This is a genomic window from Streptomyces sp. NPDC047061, assembly GCF_040643955.1.
Taxonomy (GTDB): domain Bacteria; phylum Actinomycetota; class Actinomycetes; order Streptomycetales; family Streptomycetaceae; genus Streptomyces.
Genome location: NZ_JBEYVI010000005.1, coordinates 230,078 through 247,565 on the forward strand (window position 1 = coordinate 230,078; position 17,488 = coordinate 247,565).

Below are 17,488 nucleotides of genomic sequence, written 5' to 3' on the forward strand. Positions count from 1 at the left end.
GGCCGACTTGATGATCATCGGTCCGTGACGACCTACGACAGCACTCGCACTGCCGGCCACCCACGCCGCACGGCGCCCGCCGTCGCAGCCGCCGCCCAGTACCCGGCCATGGCCCGCCTCTTCGCCCGCCCTCTCGTCCGCGCCCTCGTCCGCACCCTCGCCGCGGCCCTGACCCTGCTCTGCTGCTCCCTGCTGACCTGCCTGTCGGCCGCACCACCCGCGGCCGCACAAGCGGGGGCCCGGGCGGCGGCACGCCCGCCGACGGATGCCGAAGCCCGCACCGACGCCTACCTGACGTCGCTGCGCAGGGCCCAGGACCCCCGGGCCCTGCGCAGGTTCTTCCGGAAGCTGCCCAAGGGCGGCGACCTGCACAACCACCTCTTCGGTGCGGTCAGGACCGAGCACCTGATCGCGCTCGCCGCCGCGGACGGGCTGTGCGTCGACACGGCGACGCTGACCGCCGTCGTACCTCCCTGCGGCCCCGGCACCCGGCCGGCCGCCGACGCCCGTGGCGACCGTGACTTCCGCGAGGCGATCCTGCGGGCCTGGTCCATGTACGGCTTCCCGCCGGACCAGAGCGGCCACGACCACTTCTTCGCCACGTTCGACAAGTTCGGGCTGGTGCCCTCGCTCCATCCGGGCAAGGTGCTCGCCGAGGTCGCCGACTCGGTCGCGGCGCAGCACCAGTTCTATCTGGAGACCATGGTCAACCCGGCCTCCGACCGCGCCGAGCAGCTCGCCGACGAGGTCGGCTGGGACCCCGACCTCGCCGCCCTGCACGCGAGGCTCGTCGAGGGCGGCCGGCTCGACGAGGTGGTCGCCGACGCGCGCCGGGCGACGGACGACGCCGACGCCGGGTTCCGGGCCGCCGCCCGCTGCGGCACCGACCGCCCCCGCCCCGGCTGCCGGCTCACCGTCCGCTTCGTCTACCAGGCCTTCCGCGGCGAGTCCCGGGAACGCGTCTTCACCGAACTGGCCCTCGGCATGCGGCTCGCCGAACGCGATCCCCGTTTCCTCGCCGTCAACCTCGTCCAGCCCGAGGACGGGCCCGTCGCGCTCGCCGACTACACCCTGCAGATGCGCATGGTGAGGTACCTGCACACGGTCTACCCGAGGGCCCGTGTCACCCTGCACGCGGGCGAGTTGCGGCCCGGACTGGTGCCGCCGGAGGACCTGCGGTTCCACATCCGGGAAGCCGTGGACATCGCCGGCGCCGAGCGCGTCGGCCACGGCGTGGACCTCCGCCACGAGGACGACTGGCAGCGGACGGCCCGCACGATGGCCGCCCGGCGGATCGCCGTCGAGATGCCCTTCACCAGCAACGCCCAGATCCTCGGCGTGCGCGGCGCCGCGCACCCCTTCGACACCTACCGGTCCTACGGGGTGCCGGTCGTCCTGGCCACCGACGATCCCGGCGTCTCCCGCACCGACATCAGCCACGAGTACCAGTACGCCGCGGAGACCTACGGGCTGACGTACCCGGAGCTCAAGGACCTGGCCCGGGCCTCCCTGGAGTACGCCTTCCTGCCCGGCGGCAGCCTCTGGCAGGGCAACCCGACGCGCGACGGCTACCGTCCGGTCGCCGCCTGCGCCGGGCAGCTTCCCGGGAGTGGCCGGGCGCCGGGCGTGGAATGCCGGCGCCTGCTGGACGCGAGCACGAAGGCCGCGGTGCAGTGGCGCGAGGAGGCGGCCTCTGTGGCCTTCGAGCGGACCACGCGGTAGTTGTTCGACTGCCGCGCCGTCGTGGCTGGTCGCGCCCACGCGGCGGAGCCGCATACTGATACAGCCCCGCGCCCCTGACGGGGCGCTGCCGAACCGCAGCGGACTTCGCCCGAGCCGCCTACTCTGCACGGGTGACCACCGACACCCCCGAACTGACCCTGCTCCCCCGAGTCGCCTGTCGTGGACGGGAGGTCACCGCGCCCCGGCTGCGCGGGTTGCTGGCGCTGCTCGCGGCGGAGCTGCGCACCGGCTGCAGCACCGGGCGGCTGGTGGAGGGGCTGTGGCCGGACGAGCTGCCGGAACGGCCGGGCAAGGCGGTGCAGATCCTGGTGTCCCGGCTCAGGTCGCAGTTGGGTGCCGAGCTGATCCTGAGCACGCCGACGGGGTACCGGCTGGGGCTGGAGGAGATGGCGGTCGACAGTTCCGCGCTCCTTGTGCACGAGGCGGCCGCCGCCGAGCGGGCCCGGGCCGGGGACCACGAGGGATCCCTGGCGCGGGCCGAGGCGGGGCTGGCGCTGTGGGACGGGAGCGTGGGCGCCGGGGCGGACGAGGAACTGCACGACCCGGTGGCGGCGTTGCGGGCCGAGCGGGTGCGGGCGCACCGGGCGCTGGCGCGCTCCCACGCCCTCGCGCTCGCCCGGCTGGGCCGTCGGGCCGAGGCCACCGCGCCGCTGACCGAGCTGAACCGGGAGCTGCCGCGGGACGAGGAGGTGCTGGCGGAGTTGCTGCGCTGCGAGGCCGCCGGCGCGGGGCGGGCGGCGGCGCTGACCCGGTACGACGGCTACCGGCGCCGGTTGCGGGACGAGCTGGGCAGCGATCCGGGGCCGCAACTCCGGGCCGTGCACCAGGAGTTGCTGAGCGCGGACGCGGCGCCGGTCCGGCACGGGGTGCCGCACGAGCCGAACCCGCTGCTGGGCCGGGACGCCGACGTCGCCGCCGTGGCCGGGCTGCTGCGCGGCGCCCGGGTGGTCACCCTCGTCGGCCCGGGCGGGCTCGGCAAGACCCGGCTCTCGCACGCGGTGAGCCGGGCGGCCGAACAGCCCGTCGTCCACTTCGTCACCCTGGCCGGTGTCACCGACGACGACGTGGCGGACGAGGTCGCCGCGGCCGTGGGCGGCGGGGAGGGCCGCCAGCTCCCGGGCGGCGGCACGGACACGGTGAGCGGGATCGTCGCCGCGCTGGGACCGGGTCCCGCGCTGCTGGTCCTCGACAACTGCGAGCACGTGATCGCCGGCGCGTCCGCTCTCGTACAGGCACTGGTGTCACGGTCGAGGGAACTGCGGGTGCTCGCCACCAGCCGGGCCCCGCTCGGCCTGACCTCGGAGTCCGTGTACGCGCTGCCGGAGCTGTCCCTGGCGACCTCCGTGGAGCTCTTCGGGCAGCGGGCGCGGGCCGCCCGGCCCGGCGTGGAGCTGCCCGCCGACCGGGTCGCCGAGATCTGCCGTCATCTGGACGGGCTGCCGCTGGCCGTGGAGCTGGCCGCGGCCCGGGTGCGGGTGCTCTCCGTGGCCGACATCGCGCACCGGCTGCGGGACCGTTTCGCGCTGCTGCGCGGCGGCGCCCGGGACGCCCCCGAGCGGCATCGCACGCTGCGAGCCGTGGTCGAGTGGAGCTGGAACCTGCTGGAGCCCGAGGGGCGGGCAGCGCTCCGGGCGCTGTCGGTGTTCCCCGGCGGCTTCGACGCGACCGCGGCGGAGTACGTGGTCGCCGAAGGCGAAGGCGACGAGGTAGGCGGGGGCGACGGCTCCGGCCTGGACGCGATGGAGCTGCTGGAGCAGCTGGCCGGTCAGTCGCTGATCAAGGTGGGCGAGGGGCCCGCCGGGGTGCGCTTCCACATGCTGGAGACGCTGCGGGAGTTCGGCGCCGCAAGGCTGGCGGAGGCGGGTGAGGACGAGGCCGTGACGGGCCGGTTCCTCGCCTGGGCCCGGGACTTCGGCCGAGCCCACCACGCCGGGATGTACAGCACCGACGCGCTGTCCTCCTTCGACCGCGTCCGCGCCGAGCAGGACAACCTCGTCCTCGCGCTGCGGCACGCCCTGGCCCGCGCCGACGGGCCGGCCACCGCCGCCGTCACCGCCGTACTCGCCTCCCTGTGGTCCGTCGGCAACAGCTACAGCCGGTTCGTCACCCTCGCCGCCGAGACCGGCGGGCCGCTGTCCCACTTCCGCCCGGGACCGGAGCGCCCCGAGGACGTGGAGGCGGCCCGGAGCGCGGCGGCGGTCTGCGCGGCCGGTCTCTTCATGGGCTACGGCCCGCACGCCGTGCGCCAGCTCGTCACGCTGCGCCGGCTGCCGACCGTCCCGGCGGACACCGTGCCGCGGGCGCTGGCCGCCGTGCTGTGCGCGGTCCCGGACATGCGCCCGCCGCGGTACGAGCGGCTGGAGGAGCTGTGCGACGCCGCCGAGCCGCTGCTGGCGGGCATCGCGGCGGGCGTCGCCAGCTACCTGTGGGAGTCCGCGTACGAGACGGAGCGCGCGCTCCGGTACGCGCGCCGGATGGTCACGGCGGTGGAGCCGCTCGGCAACCCGATCATGCTGCTGCTCAGCCATGGGCGGATGGGCGAGCTGTGCCTCAAGACGGAGCGCGGCGCGGAGGCGTACGACCATCTCCGGGCCGCGGACGCGCTCGGTGACGCCGGTACCTGGTCCGACGCGATCGGCGTCCGCTACGCGCTGGTCTCCGCCTGTCTGCAGCGCGGGGAGATCGAGGAGGCGGAGTACTGGCTGGGCCGCGCCGCCCCGGACCGGCAGCCGGACTCCCCGCAGGCCTTCACTCCCGAACTGCTCCAGGCCCGGGCGGAGATCGCGCTGGCCCGGGGGCTGACCGAGGTCGGCCTCGGCCTCTGGCGGCAGGCGGCGCTCGGGATCCGGGAGGCCAGTGCGCAGGCCGCGGACGACCCCTTCCTGGACTCGTGGTCCCTCCAGGTGCAGGCGGCCGCGCTCGCCGCGCACGCCCAGCACGGCCGGCTGGAGCCGGTCGCCGAGCTGGCCGGGCAGCTGCGGGAACGGCTGCTCCAGATGCTGTCCGGCGACGCTTCCGGCGCCGGGGACCTGCTGGAACTGCCGGTGTACGGCTCGGTGCTGCTGGCCCTCGGCCACGCCGGGCTGGCCGCCGGCGACCCGGCAACCGATGGCGACACGGCGGCGGTACGGCTGCTGGCGCTGGCGGAGCAGCTGCCGGTGATGCGGGACCTGCCCACCCTCTCCTCGGCCCGGTCCCGGCAGGCGGCCGAGAACGCGGACAGGGCCGCGTACGCCGACGCGAGGTCGGGGTACGCGGCCCTGGGGCCGGATCAGCTGCGGGCGGCGGCCCGGCAGGCGCTGCACGGGCTCACTGCCGGGGCTCACGGCTGAACCGCGCCTTGGACCACAGGTAGCCGAGGACGGTCAGGCCCAGGCCCCAGGCGAGGGCGAGCACCGCGTTCTGGGTGCCGATCCCGCTGCCCAGCAGCAGACCGCGCAGGGTCTCGATGAAGGGCGAGAAGGGCTGGTACTCGGCGAACCAGCGGAACCAGCCCGGCATGGCGTCCACCGGCACGAACGCGCTGGACAGGAAGGGCAGCATCACCAGCGGGGTGCCGATGTTGCTGGCGCCCTCGGCGTTGGGGCTGATCAGGCCGATGCCGACGGCGAGCCAGGTCAGCGCCAGGCTGACCAGGGCCATCAGGCCGGCCGCCGCGAGCCACTCCACCGGCGAGGCGTCGGGCCGGAACCCGATGGCGAGGCCGATGCCCAGGACCAGGACCAGCGCCATCATCGTCTGGATCACGCTGCCGACCACGTGGCCGATCAGCACCGAGGCGCGGGAGATCGCCATGGTGCGGAAGCGGGCCATGATGCCCTCGGTCATGTCGGTGGCCACCGCCACCGCGGTGCCCAGCGAGGTCATGGCCGCGGTGAGGAAGAGGATGCCGGGGACGAGGTAGGCGACGTACGCGGACCGGTCGGCGTGGCCGCCGGTGAGGCCGGCGCTCATCACGTTGCCGAAGACGTAGACGAAGAGCAGCAGCAGGATGACCGGGGTGAGCAGGAGGTTCAGGGTGAGGGAGGGGTAGCGGCGGGCGTGCAGGAGGTTGCGCCGCAGCATGGTGAGGTTGTCGCGGAGGGCGTAGGAAGCGGTGCTCATCGGACGGTCTCCTTGGCGCTCTTGGCGGTCTTCTCGGTCGAGGCGGCGGGGTTGCCGGTCAGGGCGAAGAACACGTCGTCCAGGTCGGGGGTGTGCACGGAGAGCTCGTCGGCCTCGATGCCGGCGGCGTCGAGCCAGTCGAGGATGGCGCGCAGCTCGCGCTGGCTGCCGCCGCTGGGGATCTGCAGGGTGAGGGCCTCGTCGTCGCGGGTGGTCTCGCGGAGCTCGGTCGCCGCCCGCTCGTACGCCACCGGGTCGGAGAACCGCAGCCGGACGTGGCCGCCCGGGACGAGCCGCTTGAGCTCCTCGGCGCTGCCCTCGGCGACGATCCGGCCGCCGTTGAGCACCGCGATGCGGTCGGCGAGCTGGTCGGCCTCCTCCAGGTACTGGGTGGTGAGGAAGACGGTGGTGCCGCCGGAGACCAGTTCGCGGATGATCTGCCACATGGTGTGGCGGGAGCGCGGGTCGAGGCCGGTGGTCGGCTCGTCGAGGAAGATGATCCGCGGGCTGCCGACCAGGGTCATGGCGATGTCGAGGCGGCGCTTCATGCCGCCGGAGTAGGTGGAGGCGGGCTTCTTCGCCGCCTCGGTGAGGTCGAACCGCTCCAGCAGTTCGGCGGTGACCTGCCGTCCCCGCTGCTTGGAGAGGTGGTGCAGGTCGGCCATCAGGAGCATGTTCTCCTCGCCGGTGATCAGTCCGTCCACGGCGGAGAACTGGCCGGTGACCCCGATGGCGGCCCGTACCCGCTGGGCCTCGGCGGCGAGGTCGTGCCCGGCGATCCGGGCCTCGCCGCCGTCGGCGGAGATCAGGGTGGACAGGATGTTGACCACCGTGGTCTTGCCGGCGCCGTTCGGCCCGAGGAGGGAGAAGATCGTGCCGGCGGGCACCCGGATGTCGATGCCGTCGAGGACGGTCTTGTCCCCGTAGGCCTTGCGCAGCCCGGTGGCCGCGATCGCGGGTTCGCGTCCTTGCTCGTGTTCGTTCGTCGTCATGCCGCAGAGCGTGCGGCAGCCGCGGTTCAACCCGGCTTCAGCCCGGTTTCAGCCGGGCTCAAGCCGGGCGGGACGGCCTCGGAGCGCTGAAACCGGCGGCCTTCCATACATTTCCCATAGGAAAGGTGGCTAAGGTCCCCCACCATGGATTCCACCGTTCCGATCGTCATCGCGGGAGCCCTGGTCGGCTTCGCCGTAGGGCTCACCGGCATGGGCGGCGGAGCGCTCATGACGCCGATCATGGTGATGGTGTTCGGGGTGAATCCCACCTCGGCCATCGGCAGCGACCTGGCCGCGTCCGTGTTCATGAAGCCGTTCGGCGCGGTGGTCCACCAGCGGGCCGGGACCGTGCGCTGGGACATCGTGCGCTGGCTGCTGCCGACCGCCGTCCCGGCCGCCTTCGGCGGGGTGTTCCTGCTCCGCGCGCTCGGCGACGGCGACGACCTGCAGCAGCGCGTCAAGTACGTCGTCGGTACGGCGCTGATGCTCGCGGTCGTGGGCATGCTCGCCCGCATGTGGCTCGACCGCCGCCGCACCGCCGCGGACGGGGCGGACGGAGAGGACGCCCGGGTCCCCGTACGGCCCGTGGCCACGCTGCTCATCGGGCTGGTGGGCGGGGTGATCGTCGGGATGACCTCGGTCGGCTCGGGCTCCCTGATCATCGTGATGCTGATGCTGGCCCACCCGCGGCTCAAGGCCAACCACCTCGTCGGTACGGACCTGGTGCAGGCGATCCCCATGGTGGCCGCGGCCGCCCTGGGCCACCTGCTCGTCGGCGACGCCGACCTGGGGCTCGCGGCGACGCTCCTGATCGGCGCGATCCCCGGGGTGCTGCTCGGCTCCCTCGTCTCCAGCCGGGTCGCCGGATCCACGGTGCGCTGGGCCCTGGTCGTGCTGCTCACCGGGTCCGGTCTTGCGATGCTGAAGGCGTCGTCCACGGTCGTCGTGCTCGGCTGCCTGGCCATGGCGCTGCTCGCCGCGCTCACCGCCGTACGCGACCGGCGCTCGGCACGGGCCGGTGCCGCGGGGACGGCGGAGCCGGCGGAAGCGGCGGAAGCGGCGGAAGCGGCGGAGATGGCGGGCGTCCCGGGACCCAGGTGACCTGGGGCCCCAGGTGACCGGGGGGCTCCCGACTCGCGGGCGTCACCGCTCCCGCGCGACCATGGGCAGAAGTCGAGTCGCCCCCCGAAGGAGCGGGCATGAGACGAAACCGACTGCTCCGACTGCTCACCTCGGCCGCGGTACTGGGCGCGGCCGTCGCCCTGGGCCCGGCGGTGCCCCATACCGCCTCGGCCGCCTCCGGCCAGAGCTGCGCCTACGTGGCGTCGGGCTACCGGCCGACGCTCGCGTACGGCGCCACCGGAGCGGCGGTCAGACAGGCGCAGTGCCTCAGCAACGCGTGGGGCGGGGAGCCGCCCAAAGTCGCCGCCGACGGGTTCTACGGCACGGTCCTGCAGAAGAAGATCGAGTGGATCCAGACCTGCCACGGCCTGCCGGCCAGCGGAGTCGTCGAGGGCCGCACCTGGCACGTGCTGTACCACCCGGCGCTGGACTGCTACGTCCCGTACCCGTCCTAGGACCTGCCTCTCCCCCCTCCCCCTCTCCCGTTAGGGTGTTGTTAAAGAAAGCGCAAAGAACCTGCGCGACGACACGACGAGACAGGGGAGACAGCCTTGGGGGCTCCACGCCTGAGCAGGACGCCGTTGCCGGGAATCGGGGTCCGTTACGACCTCACCACGCGGGAGCAGGACCGGGTGTCCGTGGTCGCGCACCGGGACGGCTCACGGATCCTGAGCGCCTACCACCGGGACGACCCCGACGCGTGCGCCCTGTCGCTGCGGCTGTCCTCGGGCGAGACGGCGGCGCTCATCGACGCGCTGATGCCGACCCACCACAGCCCGAACCTGCTGTCCACCACCGACCTGGGGCTGGTGGCCGAGCGGATCGAACTCTCCGCCACGTCGTACTGGAACGGCCGGCTCCTTGCCGAGACCCGGATGCGGACCGACACCGGCGTCTCCATCGTCGCCGTACTGCGCCGCGCGGAGGCGGTGCCCTCCCCCACGCCCGGTTTCCGGCTCGCCGGCGGGGACACGCTCATCGTGATCGGCACCCGTGAGGGCGTCGACGCGGCCGCCGCGATACTCGGGCGGGAGTGAGTCCGCGTGCACGACTCCTCCGTCTTCCTGATCGAGTTCGGTGCGATCATCCTCGGCCTCGGCCTGCTCGGCCGGCTGGCCGGACGTCTCCGCTTCTCGCCCATCCCCCTCTACCTGCTGGCCGGGCTCGCCTTCGGCAAGGGCGGGTTCTACCCGCTCGGCACCAGTGAGGAGTTCGTCGCGATCGGCGCCGAGATCGGCGTCGTACTCCTTCTCCTCATGCTCGGCCTGGAGTACACGGCCAGCGATCTCGTCTCCAACCTGAAGACGCAGTACCCGGCGGGCCTGGTCGACGCCGCGCTGAACGCGCTGCCCGGCGCGGCGATGGCCCTGCTGCTGGGCTGGGGCCCGGTGGCGGCCGTGGTGCTGGCCGGCGTCACCTGGATCTCCTCGTCCGGGGTGATCGCGAAGGTGCTCGGGGACCTGGGGCGGCTCGGCAACCGGGAGACCCCGGTGATACTGAGCATCCTGGTCCTCGAAGACCTCTCCATGGCCGTCTACCTGCCGATCATCACCGCGCTGCTGGCCGGCGCCGGCCTCGCGGCGGGCAGCCTCACGCTGGCCGTCGCCCTCGGCGCCGCCGGGCTGGTCCTGCTGATCGCCGTCCGCTACGGCAGGCACATCTCGCGGTTCGTCTCCAGCGACGACTCGGAGAAGCTGCTCCTGGTGGTGCTGGGGCTGACCCTGCTGGTCGCCGGCATCGCACAGAAGCTCCAGGTCTCCGCTGCGGTGGGCGCGTTCCTCGTCGGCATAGCCCTCTCCGGCGAGGTGGCCGAGGGCGCCCACCACCTCCTCTCGCCCCTCCGCGACCTGTTCGCCGCCGTCTTCTTCGTCTTCTTCGGCCTGCACACCGACCCGTCGAGCATCCCGCCGGTCCTGCTGCCCGCGCTCGCCCTCGCCGCCGTCACCACCCTGACGAAGATCGCCACCGGCTACTGGGCCGCGAAACGCGCCGGGATCTCCGCCAAGGGCCGCTGGCGGGCCGGCGGCACACTGGTCGCCCGCGGCGAGTTCTCCATCGTCATCGCGGGCCTCGCCGTCACCGCCGGCATCGAACCCTCCCTGGGCCCCCTGGCCACGGCCTACGTCCTGATCCTCGTCGTCCTCGGCCCCCTCACCGCCCGCTACACCGAGCCGATGGCCCGCCGCCTCACCGGCCGCACGAGAACCACCCACAAGCCCCTCCCCGTACCGGCCCCGGCCACCCCGGTCGACGACCAGGACACGGTCGGCCGGACGTGACCGGGACGAGGCGGTGCTGAGGCGTCCGGCCGCCGTCCCCGTCCCTGACGGCAAGGTTCCGCACGGTCCGGCGCTGTGCTTCGAAGCGGCCTCCTGGGCCGCCTTCACAGGCGGGTTGAAGGCCGGGGGCCACCGCCACTGAGTCCGCCGGGCTCCGGTCGCTGTCCAGGCCCGGGGCCCACCGGACCCCTGTCCGCGAGGGCCCGGCAGGCCACTGACCTCCCCAAAGAACCGGGGGAAAGAACCACCCGCCCACCCGCCCTCCCCGGCCGCACGGCCCGCGTCACCCGTCCGAGTGATCGGCTTGCAGGCGCGGGATGCGGACGGTTACGTTCGCCGCGACAACCTCACACAGACGACGGCCCCCGGCCGGGACTGGCATCCCGATCGAGGGCCTGACCGATCAGGAAGAGCGAACTTCCCGATGGCTGACCCGCAGTCTAACGCGCCCCTGCGCGCCGACGCCGGAGCTCCGACCTCCGGCGTGATCCATGTCCGCACCCGGCTCACCGCCGACTTCACCGTGATCTCCAACGCCCTGGCGCAACGCCGCGGCAGCGCGGTCACGGTCGGTGTCGCGGCGTACATCCACTCCCTCCCCGACGGCGCCCCCGTGAGCATCACCGCCCTCTGCGAGCACTTCACCGAGGGCGAGATCCTGATGTCCCGAGCCCTCAGGGAACTGGAAGAGGCCGGATACCTGGAGCGCCGCCGCGAGCGCCTTCCCTCCGGACAGATCCGTACCCGGACATACTTCTACGACGTCCCCGGCGGCGGTACGGACACGGACCCGGACGGGCCTCCCGAGCCGCCGAAGCCGCGCAGGCCCCGAACGCAGGTCACCGCCCCTGCGGAGGAGACAGCTACCACGCCCGCACCCGCACCGGCCGAGGAGGGGACGCCGATCCCGCTCGCCGAGGCCGACGCCGACCCGCGAGCCGTCGCCGTACTCACCGCCCTGCGCCGGGTCGACCCCCGCCTCATCCTGTCCGCGCAGGAAGCCGCCCGCCTCGCCCCGGCCGTCGCCCGGTGGCTCGCGGCGGGCCTCCTGCCCACGCACATCACGGACCACCTCACCGCACGGCTCCCGGACCACTTCCTGACCCGCCCGGCCGGCATCCTCGCCTACCGGCTCAAGGAAACTCCCCTTCCGGTGCCGGTCAGAAGCACGGAACTCTCCGTACGTCCGGCGGTCGCGCCGATGCGGAACTGCGACGGCTGCGACCGGGGATTCCGCTCGGCGGAACCCGGCCGTTGCGGGCCCTGCCGGGCCAGGGACCAACTCCGCGCGGCCGGCTGAGCCCATGACGGAGTGTGCGGTCCACCCGCAGGTGGGAGGCTTGATGTGCAACGATGCGAAACCCGGCATCAGGAGGAGGTGGGGCATGGTCGACAGATTCACGGACGGACTTCTGACGGTCACGGAAACGGCCTCCTTCCTTGAGATCCCGCAGTCGACTCTCGCCACGTGGCTGAAGGGTCAGGCCGCCGGAGCGCCGCTGGTCCACCAGGTGGAGCCGGTGCGGAGGGGGCAGCCCTCCGTTCCGTTCATCGCAGTGGCCGAGGCCCACGTCCTTCGTTCTCTGCGTTCGCTGGGTCTCCGCATGAGCGAGATCAGAGAGGCGGCCGCCGCGGTACGGGACGCCTTCGACACCCCGTACGGTCTTGTGTCCAAGCGGATCGCCACGGACGGCGTGGACATCTTCGTCGAGCACGGGTGGGGGGATCTCCGAAGAGCCCGGGACGGCCAGGTTCCCATCAGGGAGGTGGTCTCCGACTACCTCCGTTACCTCACCTGGGAGCCCGGTGAGGACTTCCCCTCCAGCCTGCGGCTGCGACAGTACCCGGAGTCCGTCCCCGTCGTGATCGATCCGAGGTTCGGCCACGGTCTCCCCGTGGTGGCCGCCAACCACGTCACGGTGAAGGCGATCACCGACCTCTGGGAGGCCGGGGAAACGGTCGAAGACATCGCCTACGACTACGACATGACGCCTGAGCAGGTGGATGCCCTCTGCCAGGCCGTGGTGCACCTTGCCGCCTGAGTTCTTCCTCGACCGGAATCTCGGACGTCGTGTGGCGGAGGGGCTGAGGGCATGCGGCTGGACGGTGCACCGCATCGGGGATGCCTTCCCTGACGACGGCCAGGACATCCCGGACGAGGAGTGGATCACGTACGGCCTGGACCGCTCCTGGGTACCGCTCTCGAAGGACGGGCGGATCAAGACCCGGGACCTGGAGATCCGCCCCGTCCTGGAGCGCGAGGCGGTGCTGTTCTACCTGGACAACCAGCAGCTTCGCAGCGCGGAGATGGTCGAACGGCTCGTCGCACGCGTCGATGCGATCCACCGGGCCCTTGAGAAGGGCGGCCCGGCGGCGTACGCCGTGCGCCACGACCGTATCGAGCGCACCTGGCCGTGAGGGCCTCGACCCGTTGGTCAGGCTGAGCTACGCGCCGGGCGAAAGACCGCACCACGCCGCCGGCTTCACCTCATGGTGGTGACCATGCTGAACCGAGTAGCCGTCCTGTCCGACATTCACGGCGTGCTGCCGGCCCTGGAGGCCGTACTCGCCGAACCAGACGTCAGCACCGCCGATCGCATCGTCCTCACCGGCGACATCACCGCCGGCCCGCAACCGACCCAGGTGCTCGACCTGTTGACCAGCCTCGGCGACCGCGTCATCTGGGTCAGCGGCAACGCCGACCGCGAACTCCTCGAATTCCGCGGGGGGCAGCGCGACAACATCCCCGATCCCATTGCCCCCTGGGCGGCCTCGCAGCTCCGTGAGGACCATCTCGACCTTCTCGGCTCGTTGCCACGATCACTCTCCCTGCCCGTGAACGGCCTGGGAATGGTGCTGTTCTGCCATGCCACCCCTCGCGACGACGAAGAGGTCGTCCTTGTCGACTCCCGCCTCGACCGCTGGAGGGAAGTCTTCGACGGGCTCGATTCCGACATCCGCACCGTGGTCTGCGGCCATACCCACATGCCGTTCGTCCGTCTCGCCCACGGCCGACTCGTGATCAACCCAGGCAGCATCGGCATGCCCTACGGACGAACCGGAGCACACTGGGCCCTCCTCGGCCCGGGAGTCGAACTTCGCACCACGGACTTCGACATCCAGAGCGCCGTCACCCGGCTCAGCCAGGACTCGTCCTACCCCGACATCACCGAATGGGCCGACTACTTCCTGCACGCACGCGCGACCGACGCCGACGCCCTCGCGGTCTTCGCCCCGCGGGACGGACGCGACCACAGCCCGTGACACGCGCCCCCCGGCCATGCCTCCGTGGCCGGGGAGGTCAGTTGTTCCAGGTCTCGTCGTACGGGTCGGCCGGGGTCGGGATCGGCTTGGCGTCGGTGACCTGGAGGAACGGGATGGGGCCGTTGTTCACCGGGTCTCGGGTCTGCTTGGTGGTGTAGGTGCCGGTCACCTGGAGCCAGGCGTCCGGCTGCAGGACCGGGGGGATCTTGCCGGTCAGGCCCACCTTCACCGGCTGGGCGTCCGCCGCACAGCAGTTGAGGGCCATGCGGACGAGATACGGGGTGCCGGCCGAGTCGACGGCCACGAAGCCCTCGATCCGGACCTGGTGGCCGGCCAGCGAACGGCCGTGGTCGTAGGCCGCCCGGCCCGCGTAGTCGACGAGGTTGAGCGGTATCGGGTCGGACTTGGGCAACTTCAGGTAGCCGTACGGCTGTTGCAGGGCCGTACCGGTGCGCAGCGCGCTGTAGGAGCCGAGCGCGGGCGGGGCGACGAGGATCAGGGCGAGGAGGGGGAGGACCAGCAGCCAGGAGATGCGGGGTTCGGGGTGGGCGTGTGCCTCCGGATGCGTATCCGGGTGCGTATCCGGGTGCGCCTCGGTCTCGGGGTGTGGCTCGGGCGTGGCCCCCTTCCGGGTCCGGGCGCGCTTCCACTCGTACCAGGCCGTCGCCAGCGCCGCGACGATCAGGACGGCGCCCGCGGCCAGCACCAGCGGCTGCAGGCCCGCCTTGACGTAGCGCAGGTAGAGGTTGGTCCCGCCCGCGTGCAGCAGGGCCCCTCCGACCAGGAACATCACCGCCGCCTGTGCCTGCCGGTTCACAGCAGCACCGCCCCGGTCAGGACCGCGCCCGCGATCGCCGCCACGAAGGTGGCCGGGGCGAAACGCAGGGCGAAGCCGCGGCCGAAGGTGCCCGCCTGCATCGCGAAGAGCTTGAGGTCGATCATCGGGCCCACGATCAGGAACGCCAGCTTCGCGGTGAGCGAGAACTGGGTGAGGGAAGCCGCCACGAACGCGTCCGCCTCCGAGCAGATGGACAGGAGTACGGCCAGGACCGACAGGGCGAGGATCGCGACCACCGGGTTGGCGGCCGCCGTACGCAGCCACTCCGCCGGGGCCACCGCCTTCAGCGTCGCCGCGGCCATCGCGCCGAGGACCAGGAAGCCGCCCGCCTGCATGGTGTCGTGCCGGACCGAGGACCAGAACGCCTCCCCCTTGGTCTCGCCCTCGTGGTGCGCGTGCGCCGGCAGCCGCAGCCAGTCGGTACGGCCGAGCCGCTGCCACAGCCAGCCCATCGCGCACGCCACCAGCAGGCTGCCGGCGAACCGGCCCACGACCATCTCGGGGTTGCGCGGGAACGCCACCGCCGTCGCCGTCAGCACGATCGGGTTGATCGCGGGGGCGGAGAGGAGGAAGGCGATGGCCGCGGCGGGGGTGACGCCCCGGCGGACCAGGGCGCCGGCCACCGGGACCGACGCGCACTCGCAGCCCGGCAGGACCACCCCGGCCAGGCCCGCGACCGGCACCGCCAGGGCGGGGTGGTCGGGCAGCGCGCGGGCGAAGAAGGTGGGCGGGACGAAGACCGCGATCGCCGCGGAGAGGAGCACGCCGAGGACGAGGAACGGGAGCGCCTGGACGACCACCGCCACGAACACCGTCATCCAGCTCTGCATCACCGGCTTGGACAGCGCGCCGCGCACCGGGCCCTGGAAGACCACGACCAGGAGGAGGAGCAGGGTCAGTGCCAGGGGCGAGTTGAGGTGCCAGCCCTCCTTGTCGGGCGGGGTGCCGGCGCCGTCGGCGCCCGGGGTCCCGTCCTCGGGCGCGGCCCCGGGCGGGGCGGCTTTCTCGGTGATGGCCACGGGTCGGATACCTCCGGCACTTCGGTCAGATCGGGGATTATGCTCCCTCCCCCTCCCTACGGGCGGTCAGGGGTGGCTGTTCACTTCGTTGCTGGAACCATGCGTCCCGTTGAGGCAGTCTTTTCCCTTGTGGCGAGCGTTCCGTATCAAGGTGGTGGCGGTCCGGCCCAGATGGTGGTGTGCGGGGACGACGGACTCGCGCACCGGCTGGCCGCCGAGTTGCGCACGGTCTACGGCGAACAGGTCACCCTTGTCGTGCCGCCGAACGTGCGCGTCGTCCGGCCGCCGGTCGTCGGACGCGCCCGGGCCGCCTCGGCCGCGCTGTTCGACCGGGTGGTCAGCGCGACCGTGGGACGGACGGGCGGGAACGGCGGCGGAAACGGCGGCGGTGGCGGAGCCGGGGGCACCGGTACCGGTACCGGTGGCGTCGCCGGTGTCGTCGAAGGGCCGCGCGGGGAACGGGTGCTGGAGGCCGTCGAGGCCAACGAGGCGGTGCTCGCCGAGGCGGGTGTGGAGCGGGCCGCCGCGCTCGCGCTCGTGTACGACGACGAGACCAACATCCGGGCCGCCCTCACCGCCCGCCGGCTGAATCCACGGCTGCGGCTCGTCCTGCGGCTCTACAACCGGCGGTTGGGGCAGCACATCGAGGAACTCCTCGACCAGGCGGCCGCGTTGGCGATCGGGGACGCGGACGGCAGCGGGGGCGGCGCGGTGGGGGACGCCTCCACGATCGTGCTGTCCGACGCCGACACCGCCGCGCCGGCGCTCGCCGCCACCGCGCTCGCCGGGCGCGGCAAGGTCATCCACACGGAGGGCCTGGTGCTGCGGGCGGTGGACCTGCCGCCGGGTGCCGACGCGGGGCGGGACGCCGCCGAACGGGGGCTGTTCCCGCTGGCGTTGCTCTCGCCGAACAGCACCGGGCCCGAGCCGGCCGAGGGCGGCCGGGCCCGGGGGCCGCTGATGCTGCCGGACGGGGAGCAGGTGCGGGCGGCCGCGGGTGAGCGTGGCGTGATGGTGCTGGAGCACGTGTCGTCGTCCGCGGGGGCGGCGGAGCCCGCCGGGCGCGGGGTCGGGGTCGTACCGCCGCTGGCCTCGCTGTTCTCGCGGCGGCTCAGGTGGTCGCTGGCCGGAAGCGTGGCGTGCGTGGTCGCGCTGGCGATCGCGTTGTCGGTGGTGACGGGCCTCCATCCGGTACGGGCCTTCTACTACACGCTCCTCGACCTGTTCGCCATCGACGACCCCGCGATCGGGGCGCCGCTCGGCAGACAGATCCTGCAACTCCTGACGGGGCTGGTCGGGTTGCTGCTGCTGCCGGTGCTGCTGGCGGCGGTCCTGGAGGCGCTCGGGACCTTCCGGACGGCTTCCGCGCTGCGCAAGCCGCCCCGGGGGCTGGGCGGGCATGTGGTGCTCCTCGGGCTGGGGAAGATCGGTACACGCGTGCTGACGCGGTTGCGGGAGCTGCACGTGCCCGTGGTGTGCGTGGAGTCGGATCCCGAGGCGCGCGGGCTGGCGGTGGCGCGGCGGCTGCGGGTGCCGGTGGTGCTCGGGGACGTGACCCAGGAAGGGGTCCTGGAGGCCGCGAAGATCCATCGGGCGCAGGCGCTGCTCGCGGTGACCAGCGCCGACACGACGAATCTGGAGGCCGTGCTGTACGCGCGGTCCGTGCGGCCCGATCTGACGGCGGTGCTGCGGCTGTACGACGACGACTTCGCGACCGCCGTGTACCGGACGCTGCGGGCGGCGCATCCGGATGCCGTCACCCGGAGCCGGAGCGTCTCGTACCTGGCGGCGCCGTCCTTCGCGGGGGCGATGCTGGGGCGGCAGATCCTCGGGGCGATTCCGGTGGAGCGGAAGGTGTTGCTGGTGGCGGCGGTGCAGGTGAGCGGGCATCCGCAGTTGGAGGGGCGGACCGTGGAGGGGGCGTTTCGGGCGGGGGCGTGGCGGGTGCTGGCGCTCGAGGGGCGGCCGGGGGTTGCGGCCGGGGAGTATGTGTTGCGGGGTGGGGATCGGGTGGTGGTGGTCGCCACCCGCAGGGGCCTGGCCGAGCTGTCCGGACGCCGGGTACCACCCACCCACCCACCCGACTCGCTCGGTTGAGAGGTGGGGGTGGGCGGGTTGCGGTGGCGT

General features: G+C 73.1%; 16 protein-coding genes. 12 read left to right on the top strand and 4 right to left on the bottom strand.

The window, feature by feature from the left end; genetic code table 11:
- Positions 1–108: 108 nt before the first annotated feature.
- On the top strand, positions 109–1,722 hold the full coding sequence (locus ABZ887_RS11525; protein ID WP_361286713.1) for an adenosine deaminase: 1,614 nt from the start codon (positions 109–111) through the stop codon (positions 1,720–1,722).
- Between the two features lie 131 nt (positions 1,723–1,853).
- Entirely contained in the window at positions 1,854–5,075 is a 3,222-nt protein-coding gene (locus ABZ887_RS11530) for a BTAD domain-containing putative transcriptional regulator (RefSeq protein WP_361286297.1), read from the top strand.
- On the opposite strand, the gene ABZ887_RS11535 is transcribed toward ABZ887_RS11530, so the two are convergent.
- Positions 5,053–5,847: an ABC transporter permease gene (locus ABZ887_RS11535; RefSeq protein WP_361286300.1), complete on the bottom strand. Its 795-nt coding sequence runs from the start codon at positions 5,845–5,847 to the stop codon at positions 5,053–5,055. The genes ABZ887_RS11530 and ABZ887_RS11535 overlap by 23 nt on opposite strands.
- Positions 5,844–6,839: an ATP-binding cassette domain-containing protein gene (locus ABZ887_RS11540; RefSeq protein ID WP_361286303.1), complete on the bottom strand. Its 996-nt coding sequence runs from the start codon at positions 6,837–6,839 to the stop codon at positions 5,844–5,846. Before ABZ887_RS11540 ends, ABZ887_RS11535 begins: the two co-directional genes overlap by 4 nt.
- 144 nt (positions 6,840–6,983) lie before the next feature.
- Between ABZ887_RS11540 and ABZ887_RS11545 the strand changes: the two genes are divergently transcribed.
- The 9 genes from ABZ887_RS11545 to ABZ887_RS11585 all read left to right on the top strand — a co-directional run bounded on the left by ABZ887_RS11545 (position 6,984) and on the right by ABZ887_RS11585 (position 13,504).
- Positions 6,984–7,940 (top strand): sulfite exporter TauE/SafE family protein, encoded by a 957-nt coding sequence (locus ABZ887_RS11545; protein WP_361286306.1) that lies wholly within the window; start codon positions 6,984–6,986, stop codon positions 7,938–7,940.
- A 98-nt stretch (positions 7,941–8,038) separates the two neighbouring features.
- Positions 8,039–8,416 (top strand): peptidoglycan-binding domain-containing protein, encoded by a 378-nt coding sequence (locus ABZ887_RS11550; RefSeq protein WP_361286309.1) that lies wholly within the window; start codon positions 8,039–8,041, stop codon positions 8,414–8,416.
- A 96-nt stretch (positions 8,417–8,512) separates the two neighbouring features.
- Positions 8,513–8,998 carry a TrkA C-terminal domain-containing protein gene (locus tag ABZ887_RS11555; RefSeq protein WP_361286312.1) on the top strand — a complete coding sequence of 162 codons (486 nt, stop codon included), beginning with the start codon at positions 8,513–8,515 and terminating at the stop codon, positions 8,996–8,998.
- A 6-nt stretch (positions 8,999–9,004) separates the two neighbouring features.
- Positions 9,005–10,240 (top strand): cation:proton antiporter, encoded by a 1,236-nt coding sequence (locus ABZ887_RS11560; RefSeq protein WP_361286315.1) that lies wholly within the window; start codon positions 9,005–9,007, stop codon positions 10,238–10,240.
- Between the two features lie 13 nt (positions 10,241–10,253).
- A complete protein-coding gene (locus ABZ887_RS11565) occupies positions 10,254–10,382 on the top strand; it encodes a DUF397 domain-containing protein (RefSeq protein ID WP_361286318.1) in 129 nt (42 codons plus the stop codon).
- 282 nt (positions 10,383–10,664) lie between these two features.
- Positions 10,665–11,540 carry a hypothetical protein gene (locus tag ABZ887_RS11570; RefSeq protein WP_361286321.1) on the top strand — a complete coding sequence of 292 codons (876 nt, stop codon included), beginning with the start codon at positions 10,665–10,667 and terminating at the stop codon, positions 11,538–11,540.
- 85 nt (positions 11,541–11,625) lie between these two features.
- Complete coding sequence (locus ABZ887_RS11575; RefSeq protein WP_361286324.1) at positions 11,626–12,282, top strand: DUF433 domain-containing protein; 657 nt, start codon at positions 11,626–11,628, stop codon at positions 12,280–12,282.
- Between the two features lie 31 nt (positions 12,283–12,313).
- Entirely contained in the window at positions 12,314–12,658 is a 345-nt protein-coding gene (locus ABZ887_RS11580) for a toxin-antitoxin system, toxin component, PIN family protein (protein ID WP_361286327.1), read from the top strand.
- Between the two features lie 84 nt (positions 12,659–12,742).
- A complete protein-coding gene (locus ABZ887_RS11585) occupies positions 12,743–13,504 on the top strand; it encodes a metallophosphoesterase family protein (RefSeq protein ID WP_361286330.1) in 762 nt (253 codons plus the stop codon).
- 37 nt (positions 13,505–13,541) lie between these two features.
- On the opposite strand, the gene ABZ887_RS11590 is transcribed toward ABZ887_RS11585, so the two are convergent.
- The gene (locus tag ABZ887_RS11590) at positions 13,542–14,321 is read right to left on the bottom strand and encodes a TIGR03943 family protein (RefSeq protein ID WP_361286333.1); all 780 of its coding nucleotides are present in this window, start codon (positions 14,319–14,321) and stop codon (positions 13,542–13,544) included.
- A complete protein-coding gene (locus ABZ887_RS11595; protein WP_361286336.1) occupies positions 14,318–15,361 on the bottom strand; it encodes a permease in 1,044 nt (347 codons plus the stop codon). Before ABZ887_RS11595 ends, ABZ887_RS11590 begins: the two co-directional genes overlap by 4 nt.
- A 171-nt stretch (positions 15,362–15,532) precedes the next feature.
- On the opposite strand from ABZ887_RS11595, the gene ABZ887_RS11600 reads away from it, so the two are divergent.
- On the top strand, positions 15,533–17,458 hold the full coding sequence (locus ABZ887_RS11600) for an NAD-binding protein (RefSeq protein ID WP_361286716.1): 1,926 nt from the start codon (positions 15,533–15,535) through the stop codon (positions 17,456–17,458).
- The last annotated feature ends 30 nt before the right edge of the window (positions 17,459–17,488 follow it).

Excerpts from the sequence above, each read along its gene's own strand:
- ABZ887_RS11540 (WP_361286303.1), bottom strand. The coding sequence starts at position 6,839 with ATGACGACGAACGAACACGAGCAAGGACGCGAACCCGCGATCGCGGCC.
- ABZ887_RS11575 (WP_361286324.1), top strand. The coding sequence starts at position 11,626 with ATGGTCGACAGATTCACGGACGGACTTCTGACGGTCACGGAAACGGCC.
- ABZ887_RS11585 (WP_361286330.1), top strand. The coding sequence starts at position 12,743 with ATGCTGAACCGAGTAGCCGTCCTGTCCGACATTCACGGCGTGCTGCCG.
- ABZ887_RS11535 (WP_361286300.1), bottom strand. The coding sequence starts at position 5,847 with ATGAGCACCGCTTCCTACGCCCTCCGCGACAACCTCACCATGCTGCGG.
- ABZ887_RS11570 (WP_361286321.1), top strand. The coding sequence starts at position 10,665 with ATGGCTGACCCGCAGTCTAACGCGCCCCTGCGCGCCGACGCCGGAGCT.
- ABZ887_RS11545 (WP_361286306.1), top strand. The coding sequence starts at position 6,984 with ATGGATTCCACCGTTCCGATCGTCATCGCGGGAGCCCTGGTCGGCTTC.
- ABZ887_RS11525 (WP_361286713.1), top strand. The coding sequence starts at position 109 with ATGGCCCGCCTCTTCGCCCGCCCTCTCGTCCGCGCCCTCGTCCGCACC.
- ABZ887_RS11550 (WP_361286309.1), top strand. The coding sequence starts at position 8,039 with ATGAGACGAAACCGACTGCTCCGACTGCTCACCTCGGCCGCGGTACTG.
- ABZ887_RS11600 (WP_361286716.1), top strand. The coding sequence starts at position 15,533 with ATGGTGGTGTGCGGGGACGACGGACTCGCGCACCGGCTGGCCGCCGAG.